This window comes from Plantactinospora sp. B5E13 (assembly GCF_039871775.1).
GTDB lineage: Bacteria > Actinomycetota > Actinomycetes > Mycobacteriales > Micromonosporaceae > Plantactinospora.
This window is the reverse complement of record NZ_JBDPLT010000032.1, coordinates 44762-56530: the sequence shown is the minus strand read 5'-3', so window position 1 is coordinate 56530 and position 11769 is coordinate 44762. Positions and strand designations below refer to the sequence as shown.

16 protein-coding genes are annotated in these 11769 nt (G+C 71.0%); 10 read left to right on the top strand and 6 right to left on the bottom strand.

Annotation, left to right across the window (positions count from 1 at the left end):
- Positions 1-78 precede the first annotated feature (78 nt).
- The 7 genes from ABGB05_RS24895 (at position 79) to ABGB05_RS24865 (ending at position 4324) form a co-directional block, all read left to right on the top strand.
- Positions 79-582 (top strand): hypothetical protein, encoded by a 504-nt coding sequence (locus ABGB05_RS24895; protein ID WP_347655937.1) that lies wholly within the window; start codon positions 79-81, stop codon positions 580-582.
- A 144-nt stretch (positions 583-726) separates the two neighbouring features.
- Positions 727-1653, top strand: a complete 927-nt coding sequence (pdxS, locus tag ABGB05_RS24890; protein WP_347655974.1) for a pyridoxal 5'-phosphate synthase lyase subunit PdxS — start codon at positions 727-729, stop codon at positions 1651-1653.
- Positions 1654-1656: 3 nt separating this feature from the next.
- Positions 1657-2274, top strand: coding sequence for a pyridoxal 5'-phosphate synthase glutaminase subunit PdxT (pdxT, locus tag ABGB05_RS24885; RefSeq protein WP_347655936.1), 618 nt, complete (start codon positions 1657-1659; stop codon positions 2272-2274).
- 266 nt (positions 2275-2540) lie between these two features.
- A complete protein-coding gene (locus ABGB05_RS24880; RefSeq protein WP_347655934.1) occupies positions 2541-3290 on the top strand; it encodes a YebC/PmpR family DNA-binding transcriptional regulator in 750 nt (249 codons plus the stop codon).
- Positions 3291-3351: 61 nt separating this feature from the next.
- Positions 3352-3564: a type II toxin-antitoxin system VapB family antitoxin gene (locus ABGB05_RS24875; RefSeq protein ID WP_347655933.1), complete on the top strand. Its 213-nt coding sequence runs from the start codon at positions 3352-3354 to the stop codon at positions 3562-3564.
- Complete coding sequence (locus ABGB05_RS24870) at positions 3561-3956, top strand: PIN domain-containing protein (protein ID WP_347655931.1); 396 nt, start codon at positions 3561-3563, stop codon at positions 3954-3956. The genes ABGB05_RS24875 and ABGB05_RS24870 overlap by 4 nt, the downstream gene beginning before the upstream one ends.
- A complete protein-coding gene (locus ABGB05_RS24865) occupies positions 3953-4324 on the top strand; it encodes a cold shock domain-containing protein (RefSeq protein ID WP_347655930.1) in 372 nt (123 codons plus the stop codon). Before ABGB05_RS24870 ends, ABGB05_RS24865 begins: the two co-directional genes overlap by 4 nt.
- Before the next feature lie 17 nt (positions 4325-4341).
- On the opposite strand, the gene tsaA is transcribed toward ABGB05_RS24865, so the two are convergent.
- From tsaA to ABGB05_RS24845, 4 genes are all read right to left on the bottom strand, one after another.
- On the bottom strand, positions 4342-4803 hold the full coding sequence (tsaA, locus tag ABGB05_RS24860) for a tRNA (N6-threonylcarbamoyladenosine(37)-N6)-methyltransferase TrmO (protein ID WP_347655928.1): 462 nt from the start codon (positions 4801-4803) through the stop codon (positions 4342-4344).
- A gap of 87 nt (positions 4804-4890) precedes the next feature.
- Positions 4891-5124: a hypothetical protein gene (locus tag ABGB05_RS24855; RefSeq protein ID WP_347655927.1), complete on the bottom strand. Its 234-nt coding sequence runs from the start codon at positions 5122-5124 to the stop codon at positions 4891-4893.
- A 174-nt stretch (positions 5125-5298) separates the two neighbouring features.
- A complete protein-coding gene (locus ABGB05_RS24850) occupies positions 5299-5949 on the bottom strand; it encodes a GNAT family protein (RefSeq protein WP_347655925.1) in 651 nt (216 codons plus the stop codon).
- A gap of 36 nt (positions 5950-5985) precedes the next feature.
- The gene (locus ABGB05_RS24845; RefSeq protein WP_347655924.1) at positions 5986-6240 is read right to left on the bottom strand and encodes a hypothetical protein; all 255 of its coding nucleotides are present in this window, start codon (positions 6238-6240) and stop codon (positions 5986-5988) included.
- A gap of 215 nt (positions 6241-6455) precedes the next feature.
- Between ABGB05_RS24845 and ABGB05_RS24840 the strand changes: the two genes are divergently transcribed.
- Both ABGB05_RS24840 and ABGB05_RS24835 read left to right on the top strand, forming a co-directional pair.
- Complete coding sequence (locus ABGB05_RS24840; RefSeq protein WP_347655923.1) at positions 6456-7340, top strand: helix-turn-helix transcriptional regulator; 885 nt, start codon at positions 6456-6458, stop codon at positions 7338-7340.
- Positions 7327-7512 (top strand): DUF397 domain-containing protein, encoded by a 186-nt coding sequence (locus ABGB05_RS24835; protein ID WP_347655921.1) that lies wholly within the window; start codon positions 7327-7329, stop codon positions 7510-7512. Before ABGB05_RS24840 ends, ABGB05_RS24835 begins: the two co-directional genes overlap by 14 nt.
- Positions 7513-7659: 147 nt before the next feature.
- Here ABGB05_RS24835 and ABGB05_RS24830 read toward each other — a convergent pair whose 3' ends face one another.
- Both ABGB05_RS24830 and ABGB05_RS24825 read right to left on the bottom strand, forming a co-directional pair.
- Complete coding sequence (locus ABGB05_RS24830) at positions 7660-8487, bottom strand: SUMF1/EgtB/PvdO family nonheme iron enzyme (protein WP_347655920.1); 828 nt, start codon at positions 8485-8487, stop codon at positions 7660-7662.
- 102 nt (positions 8488-8589) lie between these two features.
- Entirely contained in the window at positions 8590-9831 is a 1242-nt protein-coding gene (locus tag ABGB05_RS24825; RefSeq protein ID WP_347655972.1) for an MFS transporter, read from the bottom strand.
- 348 nt (positions 9832-10179) lie between these two features.
- Between ABGB05_RS24825 and ABGB05_RS24820 the strand changes: the two genes are divergently transcribed.
- A complete protein-coding gene (locus ABGB05_RS24820; protein WP_347655918.1) occupies positions 10180-11754 on the top strand; it encodes an MFS transporter in 1575 nt (524 codons plus the stop codon).
- Positions 11755-11769 lie beyond the last annotated feature (15 nt).

Genomic DNA, 11769 nt, shown 5'->3' with positions numbered 1-11769 from the left:
TCGGTGCCGTGCCTGCCGCCCGGTGACCGGATCGACGCCGGTGACGCGCCAGGGGGCCCGCAGCACGACCGCACTACGATGCCGGGCATGTGGTGGGTGGTGGGCGCCGTCGCCGCGGCCGTCCTGGTAACGGTGTACCTGACCTGGACCGCGGCCCGGGTCGACCGCCTGCACTCCCGGGTGTGGTCGGCGGCCCGTGCGCTCGACGCGCACCTGCTCCGCCGGGCGGCGGCCGCGGCGGTGCTGGCCGAGGAGCGGTATTCGGTGGAGTTGTACGCCGCGTCCCGGATCGCGCTCGACGCCGAGGGCGACGAGCGGGAGGCGGCGGAGAACGACCTCACCCGGCAGTTGCGGCTGACCCCGCTCGATTCGGACGATCCGGCCACGGAGGCGGTGATCGGGGCGAGTCGCCGGCTCGCCCTGGCCCGCCAGGTGCACACCGACCTGGTCCGCGACGCCCTCTCGGTACGGCGTCGTCGGCTGGTCCGCCTGCTCCGACTGGCCCGCAAACACGAACAGCCGCGCTACTTCGACATCGACGATCCGACCCTGAACACCCGGCCGGGGCTCTCCGTCGGCTGACAGAGGCGAGGTGAGCCCGGCCACAGGGCAGACCACCCGGGGTCTGATTGGCTGTCGGTGTGGCGTTGCATTCCGCGTAGCATCGAATGCGACTTCAGCCACCCGAACGTGTCGAGGAGCGAGAACACCGTGTCCGAATCCACCATCCAGTCCGGTTCCGACCCGTCGACCGAGTCGCAGGCCGCCGCTCCGGTGGTCGGCACCGCGCGGGTGAAGCGGGGTATGGCCGAGATGCTCAAGGGTGGCGTGATCATGGACGTGGTCACCCCCGAGCAGGCAAAGATCGCCGAGGACGCCGGCGCGGTCGCCGTGATGGCGCTGGAGCGGGTCCCGGCGGACATCCGCGCCCAGGGCGGGGTATCCCGGATGAGCGACCCCGACATGATCGACGGGATCATCAACGCGGTCTCCATCCCGGTGATGGCCAAGGCCCGGATCGGCCACTTCGTCGAGGCGCAGGTCCTGCAGGCGCTCGGCGTCGACTACGTCGACGAGTCCGAGGTGCTGACCCCGGCCGACTACGCCAACCACATCGACAAGTGGGCCTTCACCGTGCCGTTCGTCTGCGGCGCGACCAACCTCGGTGAGGCGCTGCGCCGGATCACCGAGGGCGCGGCGATGATCCGCTCCAAGGGCGAGGCCGGCACCGGTGACGTCTCCAACGCCACCACCCACATGCGGAAGATCCGGCAGGAGATCCGTCGGCTCAGCTCGCTGCCGGCCGACGAGCTGTTCGTCGCGGCCAAGGAGCTGCAGGCGCCGTACGAGCTGGTCAAGGAGGTCGCCGAGACCGGCAAGCTGCCGGTGGTGCTGTTCACCGCGGGCGGCATCGCCACCCCGGCGGACGCGGCGATGATGATGCAGCTCGGCGCCGAGGGCGTCTTCGTCGGCTCCGGGATCTTCAAGGCCGGCAACCCGGCCCAGCGGGCCGCCGCGATCGTCAAGGCGACCACCTTCCACGACGACCCGGACGTGCTGGCCAAGGTGTCGCGTGGGCTCGGCGAGGCGATGGTCGGGATCAACGTCGACGACATCCCGGTGCCGCACCGGCTCGCCGAACGGGGCTGGTGAGCCTTGGCGGAGGTGACCATCGGGGTCCTCGCGCTGCAGGGTGACGTACGGGAGCACCTGGCCGCGCTGACCGGTGCCGGTGCGACCGCGGTGCCGGTGCGCCGTCCGGAGGAACTGGAACGGGTCGACGGCCTGGTCGTACCGGGCGGCGAGTCGACCACGATCAGCAAACTGGCCGAGGCGTTCGACCTGCTGGACCCGATCCGCAAGCGGATCGGCGCGGGCCTGCCGGTGTACGGCTCCTGCGCCGGCATGATCACGCTGGCCACCGAGGTCCTGGACGGCCGTCCCGACCAGCAGAGTTTCGGCGGGATCGAGATGACCGTCCGGCGCAACGCCTTCGGTCGGCAGGTGGACTCCTTCGAGGCGCCGGTCGAGCTGGCCGGCGTGCCGGGGCCGAGCTTCCACGCGGTGTTCATCCGGGCGCCGTGGGTGGAACGGGTCGCCGACGGTGTGGAGGTGCTCGGGCGGGTGACCGAGGGGCCGGCGGCCGGTCGGATCGTCGCGGTCCGGCAGGGCAACGCGGTCGCCACCGCCTTCCACCCCGAGCTGACCGGCGACCGCCGGCTGCACCGGTGGTTCGTGGAGCTGGTCCGGGGCGCCGCCGATCCCGTCGGATAACGCTGGTCCGGGGCGCTGCCGACCGAGCCGGGTGCCGGCCGCCGCCGAGCCGTCCGGGAGCACCGGTCCGGCGGACGGACGGGACGGTCGGGCCCGAACCGGCCGTCCGTCCGGTGCCGGGTGTGAACGGACGGCGACGGCGTCGGTAGGATTGGCGCCGGTTCGGCGGTTCTTCGTCCACATCCGGTGCGCGGTGTTTCCCCGCACCCACCGGGTGGTGATGGCGGGTGGTCGACGCAGACGGCGGGTAGTAACGGAGGTCAGGTATGTCCGGCCACTCAAAGTGGGCGACGACGAAGCACAAGAAGGCGGTCATCGACGCCAAGCGCGGCAAGATGTTCGCCAAGCTGATCAAGAACGTCGAGGTCGCGGCGCGGACCGGCGGCGGTGACCCGGCCGGCAACCCGACCCTCTACGACGCCATCCAGAAGGCGAAGAAGAACTCGGTCCCGAACGACAACATCGACCGGGCGGTGAAGCGCGGCTCCGGCCTGGAGGCCGGCGGTGCCGACTGGCAGACCGTGATGTACGAGGGATACGGTCCGGGCGGGGTTGCGCTGCTGATCGAGTGCCTGACCGACAACCGGAACCGCGCCGCGACCGAGGTCCGGACCGCGTTGACCCGTAACGGCGGTTCGCTGGCCGACGCCGGTTCGGTGTCGTACATGTTCTCCCGCAAGGGCGTGGTGATCGTCCCGAAGGCGGGGCTCTCCGAGGACGACGTGCTGCTCGCCGTCCTCGACGCCGGTGCCGAGGAGGTCAACGACCTCGACGAGGCGTTCGAGGTGATCTCCGAGCCGGGTGACCTGATCGCCGTCCGGACCGCCCTGCAGGACGCCGGCATCGAGTACGAGTCGGCCGAGTCCTCCCTGGTCCCCAGCGTCACCGTGCCGCTGGACGAGGACGGCGCCCGCAAGGTGTTCAAGCTGATCGACGCGCTCGAGGACTCCGACGACGTGCAGAACGTCTACGGCAACTTCGACGTCTCCGACGAGATCATGGCGGCGGTCGGCTGAGGCTCACCAGCGGGTGATATACGCGCCTCCCGGGTATATATTTGTCCGGGAGGTGTTTCTCGTGGCGAAGACGCTGTTGGATCTTGATGAAGAGCTGCTTGCCGAGGCGACTGCGGCCCTCGGCACCTCCACCAAGCGGGAGACCGTGACGGAGGCCCTCAGACAGGCGGTCGAGTCCAGCCGGGAGCGCCGGCAGCGTGCGCTGGCGGATCTCCAGGAGGTCGCCGACGAGGGGGGCTTCCAGTTCGACCGACTTGACGAGCTGGACCGATGAAATACCTGGTCGATACGAGTGCGCTTGTCCGCATGGTGCGCCGGCAGGTTGATCCCCAGTGGTCCGAACTGGCGACCCGCGGCCTGATCGCCCTGTGTGACCCCGTGCTCGTGGAGACCCTGAGCATCGCCGACGCCAAGGCGTACGACCGGGTCGAGCGCGGACTACGGGATCTGTACCCGTGGGTTCCGGTTCCCGACGATGCCTGGCAGGTCGTGCGGGCGGTGCGGCACGAGCTCGCCAGCCAGAGCGCCCATCAGGGATTGTCCGTCGCCGACCACCTGGTGATCGCGACCGCCATCCGACTGAAGCTCGTGGTACTCCACCAGGACGCCGACTTCGAGACGGTGGCCCGGCTCGTGCCGCAGCTGAGCGAGGAACGGATCGGATGACGCCCGGGGGAGTGGCATCGGCGGTCGGGGTGGTCCGGGAGTTCGACGCCGACCGGGGCTGGGGCGTGATCGACGCGCCGGAGACGCCCGGCGGCTGCTGGGTGCACTTCTCCGCGATCGTGGCGCCCGGCTACCGGCGGCTGGTCGCGGGCCAGCAGGTCTCCTTCCGGGCCGAGCGGGCGGAGCAGGACGGCTTCGGCTACCGGGCGGTGAGGGTTTGGACCGACGGGGCCGCCGAACCGCCCGACCCGGTGCCGGACCCCTCGACCTCGGCGGCGTACCACAGCACACTGACGCTGACCTTCGACGACCCGGAAGCTTCCGGGGTTCCCGCCGGGCCGGCGGTCGGGTCCCGCACCGACGGCTGACCGAGGGGCCGGTCCGTTCAGCGTTCGGTGTCCCGGTCGAGGACCGGCTTGACATCCACGACCGGGGTGCCGTCCAGCGCCTCCAGGTCCCGTACCCGGACCCGCAGGCCGTCCACCTCGACGATGGTCACCCGGTGCAGCCCGACCGGGTTGGGCCGGTCCGGGGACCGGGTGCTGAACACCCCGGTCGGCGGCCGGGTCGGTTCACCCCGGGGACGCACCACCAGGACGTCCCGGTGTGCCCGGTCGAGCCAGGTCAGCAGCAGCACGTCGGTGCCGACCCGAAGGTCGCGCAGCCCGTCCCGGACGTCGGGCTCAAAAACCAGCCACGCCTCGGGCGCCCCCTCGTCGCCCTGCCGGGGCGCGCTGGCCCGGTCGACCAGCGGCGACTCCACCCGGCCGATCGGCCGGACGACGTACCGGTCCGCTCCGGACAGGATCGTTCCGGGACGGTCGTCCGAACTGGAATCCTCAGTCATGATCCGCTCCCTCCGGGCTGCCGGATGAGCGTAGCGAGCGGGCCGCCGCCCTGCTGCCCGGTCGTCGACCGGTGGGGGACGGGCGGCTCAGCGGGTCCAGTGCAGGAACCGGTCGAACAGCTCCGCCGGGGTGGCGTCGGGCAGGTCCCGGGCGGCGTCGTAGACCCAACCGGCGGCGTGCTGGGCCAGGTCGAGCCGGTCGATGGTGAGCAGCAGCAGCGTACGGGCGGTCGGGCAGGGCCAGCGGCCAGCCCCGCAGCTGCAGCTCCACTGCGGACGTACGGCGGCGTGCCCGATCGGTGTGGCACCCTGGACAGCCATCAGCCTCCTGCCTCACGCCTCGACGGCACGGGGGAGGGCCGGGCACCAGTGTGCCGTACCGACGTCCCTCTGGTTGACTTCCTCGCCGCCGGATCGCGTCCGTGTCGTCGCCTGCCGAACTCAACGAGGCGCCGGGGCACGGCGACGTCGGTAGAACTTCCATATCTGCCGAGGTCACCCGATCGTGCCGACGGCACCTCCGCCGAGGGGACCGGGTGGCCGCCACATCGGCCACAGTGGCGGACCGCCGTCGGGCAGCGGGAGGCAGCCGTCCGGGTGGTAGCCGTACCGTTGGAGTGCGTCGCGGCTCCACTCGTTGTCGGTCACCAGGTACCCGGGCAGCCGGGCGGCGTCGAGTAGCCGGTGGTGGTGTGCCAGCAGCGCGCCGGCGAGTCCCTGGCCGCGTCGGGCGGGGCGTACCCCGAGGTGGGCGAGGTGGTGGTGGGCGCCGCCGGGGTGGTAGGCGGACAGTAGGTGGTCGAGCAGCTCGTACCGGCCGGCCCAGCGTCCGGTCGCGGCACGCAGCCGGTCCCGGTACGCCGTCGGGTCCGCCGCCGGCCGAATCCGGTCCCGCCACACCGCGACCCCGGCCAGGTCGTCGGTGACCTGCACCAGCCCGCCGGGTACGGCGGCGCCGAGGACCACCGTGAGCAGGTCGCGGTTGACCGCCAGTCGCTCGTCCGGATCGGGTACGAGCCAGCCCGCCACCGGGTTGGCCTGGTACGCCTCGGCGAGCACCCGCGCGAGCCAGTCGACCTCGTCCGCCCGCGCCGGCCGTATCCCGGGAACCGGGGTGACGGTGTCCGCACTGGGATATGACTCCACTGGAATTCTCCCTTTGGGACGTCGAGAATTGGGGGGTTACTTTCTGGTCCATTGCAGGAATCGTTGGAACAACTCCGCCGGAGTGAGCTCGGGAAGGTCCCGGGCGGCGTCGGTCATCCAGTTGGCCGCGTACATCGCGAGGCTGATCCGATCGACGGTGAGCAACAGCAGTTCCCGGGCCCGGGGGCACGGCCACCGTCGGTCGCCGCAGCTGCAGTGCCAGGTGGGACGTACCGGGGAGTGGTCGTCGGGCGTCGCGGTGTGCGCGGCCATCAGCATCCGACCCTTCAATTTTGGGACGTTACAAAATGGAAATGATGGGCCGGGGCGGGGGTCGGAACGAGGTTGCCGGAGGCTTTACCCCCGCCCCGGCTTTCGCCACCGCCGAGGGGAAACGGCGGCGTGCACATGATGCTGACTTTCCCTCTGGCCGTTCGCAATACTGCGCGGGAGGATCGTGGACCAAGGGATGAGGTGCCTTACGCGACGACAGAACGGGAGATGACGTGGAGGAGACGGGGAGTACCGTCCCGCGTAGGCAACTGGGGAGATATCTGAGAGACCTTCGGGAACACGCGCATGTCACCGTGGTCGCCGCCGCCCGCGAACTCGAGTGGTCGGCACCGCGGATCTGGCGTTACGAGACCGGCCAGGTGCCGATCCATCCGAACGACGCGGAGGCGATGTGCCGGCTCTACGGCGCCTCGGCGGAGACCATCCGGACCATGCGCAAACTGGCCCGGGAGACGAAGGCGCGCGGCTGGTGGCACAGCTACGGCGAGGCGATCAAGGAGTGGTTCAAGCTCTACATCGGTCTGGAGTCCTCGGCGACCCGGATCCGGACGTACGAGCCGAACGTGGTGCCGGGCCTGCTCCAGACCTTGGACTACGCACGGTCGATCGTCGCTATGGACCAGCCGCAGATGTCCGAGGCGGACCGGGAGGCGAAGGTCGAGGTCCGGGTGCGCCGGCAGGGCCTGCTGGCCCGGGTGGTCCCACCGGCCCCACTGCTCGAGGTGATGCTGAACGAGGCGGTGCTGCGCCGTCCGCCACGCAACCGGGTGACGATGGCCCGGCAGCTCGACCACCTGGTCAGCGCCAGTCGCCGGCACAACGTCCGGCTCCGGGTGCTGCCGCTGGCCGCCGGGCTGCACCGTTGGGCAGTGGCTGGTGGCTTCACCATGCTGGACTTCCCGCAGGAGAACGTCCGGGAGCCGGAGCCGACCACGATCTACATGGACGGGCCGTGCGGAGCAATCTATCTGGACAAACCGCACGAGATCGAGGTCTACGAGGATGCCTGGCGCTCGCTCAGCGAGCTGGCGCTGGACGAGGATGGGTCCCGGGAGCTGATCACGGCGATTGCGAAGGAGATGCATGGTGCGGAGTGACGGGAGCTGGCGGACCTCCAGCCGGTCCGGCGGCGAGGGAAACTGCGTCGAGGTGGCCTGGTCGCCCGGTGCCGTCCGGGTACGCGACAGCAAGGATCGTTCCGGTCCGGTGTTGACCTTCGCCGAACCGGCCTGGCGGGCCTTTGTCCGGACCACCCGACCGGAGAGCTGACCCCGGCGGACCGGACCGTTGCCCCGGCCGGCGTACGCCGGCCGGGGCACGTCGGCTGCCTGCCCTTTTCGAATGAAGACCTGCCGTCAGGCATCACGGTGACTGCGTGGCGCCCGTCGGGGGCCGGGCGGTGGGCCCGCCAACGGGTTATCGCGGCCGGTCGGCTCGATCGCCGGGCGGCGAGAGTGGCCAGTCCAGCGCTGGTCGGATGCTCGTGACGATCATGTCGTGCAGGTCGACCGGCTCCAGCGCCGCGCGGGAGGCCGAGAACATCAGGGCCGCTTCGCCGCACCCCTGCCACGGACTCAACGACGCCGCGCCGCCCCGGCTCACCCGGGGACCCGGACCAAGGTACGGCCGCCCGTCGTCGCCCGCGCGGCGGTGGTCGGGCCGGTAGGTGTCGGCACACACCTCGAAGACGCAACCCATCGCCGCCACTCCGAACGGGTTCTCGTGTGCCTGGATCGTGGCCTCGTCACCGAACACCCGCAACAGGTCTGTCCGCTGGTCCGGTGGACGATTGCCGCGCCAGGTCAGGGTGGTGGTGCCGGCGCGGGCGGCGTACTCCCACTCGGCCTCGCTCGGCAGTCGGAAGGGCATCGCGGCCAGCATCGCCTCCAGCGACCCGGTGCTGTACATCGTGGCGGCGGTGTGCTCGTCCGCGCAGCCGTACTCGTCGCGGTAGCCGGGCCGGAACGACCGTGCCTGGGTGATCGTCAGCGGGTGCCGGGCCAGCAGGAACGCATCGAGGCGCACCGTCCGGACGGGCCGGGAGCGGTCGGCGTACTCGTCGTACCACTCCAGGTTCGCGCCGCTGACGAGGGTGTCGATCGCGGCCAGTTCCTCGTCGGAGAATCCCATTTGGAACACTCCGGCCGGGATCAGCCGGAACACCACCCCGGACCGGTCGTGCCGCCACGCGGGCCGTCCCGCCACGACCTCCTGGCTGAACCCGGGGTGCACGGTCTGATCCACGGTTGCGAACCGTACCCACATCCGGCAACCCGGTCAGCCGCATGAGGCCGCTTGCTCCCCGATCGGCTCGTTCCGGTGGGGCCGGTACGCCCGGACCAGTGGTCACGGGCGAGGTACGGCTCCGGCTCGTCGGAAGCCGAGCACGGCGACGACGAGTACGGCCAGTCCGACGGTGGCGAGTCCGGACGCGAACAGCGTGCCCGCAGCGCCGAGCAGTGCCACCAGCGGACCGCCGAGCGCAGCGCCGAGCGGGGTCGCGGCGGTGGTCACCGCGCTCCGGGCGGCGAGCACCGACGGCAGGTCGGCCGGCGGTGCCGCGTTCTGGAACAGGGCGAAGGTGAACGCCGGGAACGGTCCGTAGGCCAGCCCGCCCAGGGCGAAACAGGTCAGGGTGAGCCAGGTCGACGTGCTGAAGCCGAACGGCAGCAGGACCAGACCCCAGCCGGCGATGACCGCGACGGTGACCGTCCACTGCCGCGCCTCGGTGAGCAGCCCGCCGAGCAGCCCGCCGAGCACCGCGCCGCAGCCGAACACCGTCCAGTACGCGCCGAGCAGGCCGGCGCCGGCGGCCAGTTCGTCGGCGACGTACAGCGGCAGGGCGACCTCGACCGGGCCGTACAGGAAGAAGAAGACGGCGGTGACCCCGACCAGGCCGAGCAGTGCGGGTCGCCGGGCGAGGATCCGGAAACCGGTACCGGTCCGGCGGGTCTGCCGGTCGGCGGCCCCGGTCGTCGGTGGCGGCTCGACCCGGGCCGCCTGGACGGCCAGCACCAGGTAGCTCAGCGCGTCCAGGCCGAGTACCAGCGCCGGGTGGAGGACCGCGACCAGCAGACCGGCCAGCGCCGGTCCGGCGATGAAGGACACCTGCTGGCTGGTGTTGACCAGAGCGTTCGCCGGCAGTCGACGGTCCGGCGGAAAAAGTTGACTGATCAGGGTGTAGGTGCCGGCGCTGCCCCAGGCGGCCAGCAGCGACGAGACGGCCAGCACCGCGACGTACCGGCCGGCGGTGAGTTCCCCGCTCAGGTGCAGGCCGACGACGGTGCCGAGGGCGACCGCCCGCAGCGCGGCGTTCGCGACGACCAGCCGGCGGGCCGGGACCCGGCCCAGCCAGCGCGCGAACAACAGCGCTCCGACGGCGGCCGGCAGGGTGTACGCGGCGAGCGCCGCGCCGATGACCAGGCCGGCCCGCTCCGGCGGGGCGAGCCGCAGGGCCAGCCAGGCGACGCCGACCATGCTCATCCCGTTGCCCAGGTGCGAGATCACCAGCCCGCCGAGCAGCTGTCGGAACGCAGGTACGGCGAGCGTCGTACGGTAGGTCGCCGGCACCACCCGGGTCAGCGTCATCACCCGCAAACGGTGCCAGTTGAAGTCGGGTTGAGGTCAACAGCGGGAGGACGGACGCTGTCGATCGAGGCCGTGCTGCTGGGCTGGCGGGGCGGTCGAGGCGGGGATCCCGACCCTGCTGGTGCCACCGTTGACCAACTCGACCGAGCGGCGTCTGCGTCTGGTGCTGGCTGCCTGCGGCCTCGCCGGCTGATTATTCCCGTCGGCGGGCCGTCGGTGAGTCGACTCACAATACGATACGAGACGGTGCCGTTTCGGTTCTCTTCTCGCTATCGTCGGTGCGGTCAGAACACCTCCCGCGCGCCAGACCCACTGGCCGGACGCGGGATTTCGGGGGGACACAAAGGCATGCAGTTAACCCAGAACACCGGACACCCGAGGCGCTGGGCCATCCTCGGGGTCCTCGTCGTCAGCCTGCTGGTTGTCGTACTGGACAACACGGTCCTCAACGTCGCACTGCGGACGCTCGCCGACCCGGTGCACGGACTCGGCGCCAGCCAGGGTGACCTCGAGTGGTCGATCAACTCGTACACCCTGGTCTTCGCCGGTCTGCTCTTCACCTTCGGAGTGCTCGGCGACCGCTACGGGCGCAAACTCTTCCTGCAGGCGGGCCTGGCCATCTTCGGCCTCGCCTCGCTGCTCTCCGCCTACGCGCAGAGCCCGGGACAGCTGATCGGCACCCGGGCCCTGATGGGCCTCGGCGCCGCCGCCGTGATGCCGGTGACGCTGTCGATCATCTCGAACGTCTTCGACCCCCGGGAGCGGGGTCGGGCCATCGGCATCTGGGCCGGCGCGGTCGGCCTCGGCGTGGCGATCGGCCCGGTCCTCGGCGGCCTGCTGCTGGAGCACTACTGGTGGGGCTCGGTCTTCCTGATCAACGTTCCGGTCGTGGTGCTCGGCATGATCGCCGCGGCGATCCTGGTACCGGACTCGAAGGACCCGAAGCCGGGCCGGATCGACATCGTCGGCGTACTGCTGTCAGTGGTCGGCCTGGTCGCGCTCTCGTACGGGATCATCGACGGCGGCGACCACGGCTTCGGCCGGCCGATCGTCTGGGTCGGCATCGTCGGCGGCCTGGCGGTCCTGGCCGGGTTCGTCCTCTACGAGCGGCGGATCGAGTTCCCGTCCCTGGACGTACGTCTGTTCAAGGTGCCCCGGTTCGCCGCGCCGGTCGCGGTGATCGGCCTGGTCTTCTTCGCCGCCATGGGCGTGATGTTCTTCAGCGCCTTCTACCTGCAGCTCGTCCGCGACTACAGCCCGCTGGAGACCGGTCTGCTGATGCTGCCGTTCGCGGTCGCCCAGCTGGTCTTCGCCCCGCGCAGCGCGGCGATGGTCAAGCGGTACGGCGGCAAGGCGGTCGCGACGGTCGGTCTGCTGCTGACCGCCGGGGCGCTGGCGATGTTCGCCTTCGCCGGCACCGACTCGCCGATCTGGTTCATCGAGGTGATCTTCTTCATCCAGGGCGTCGGAATGGCGAACATCATGCCGCCGGCGACCGAGTCGATCATGTCGTCGCTGCCCCGGGAGAAGGCCGGGGTGGGCTCGGCGGTCAGCAACACCGTCCGCCAGGTGGCCGGCGCGCTCGGCGTCGCGGTGCTCGGTTCGGTGCTCTCCGGCGTCTACCGCGACCAGATCGCCCCGGCGGCCAAGGCCCTGCCCGAGCCGGCCTCAGACGCCGTCCGTGAGTCGATTTCCGCAGCGTACGGGGCTGCCGAGCGGCTCGGTCCGGCCGGTGTGTCGGTGATGAACGCGGCCAACGACGCCTTCGTCAACGCCATGCACTGGGCGGCGGGCATCTCGGCGGTCATCGCCGCGCTCGGCATCGTGGTGGTGCTGCGCTGGCTGCCCGGCCGGTCGGCCGAGGACCAGGTGCTGCCCCCGACGCCGGCGGTCGACCCGGATCCCGAGTTGGTCGCTGCGTAACGGCAGCGGAACAAT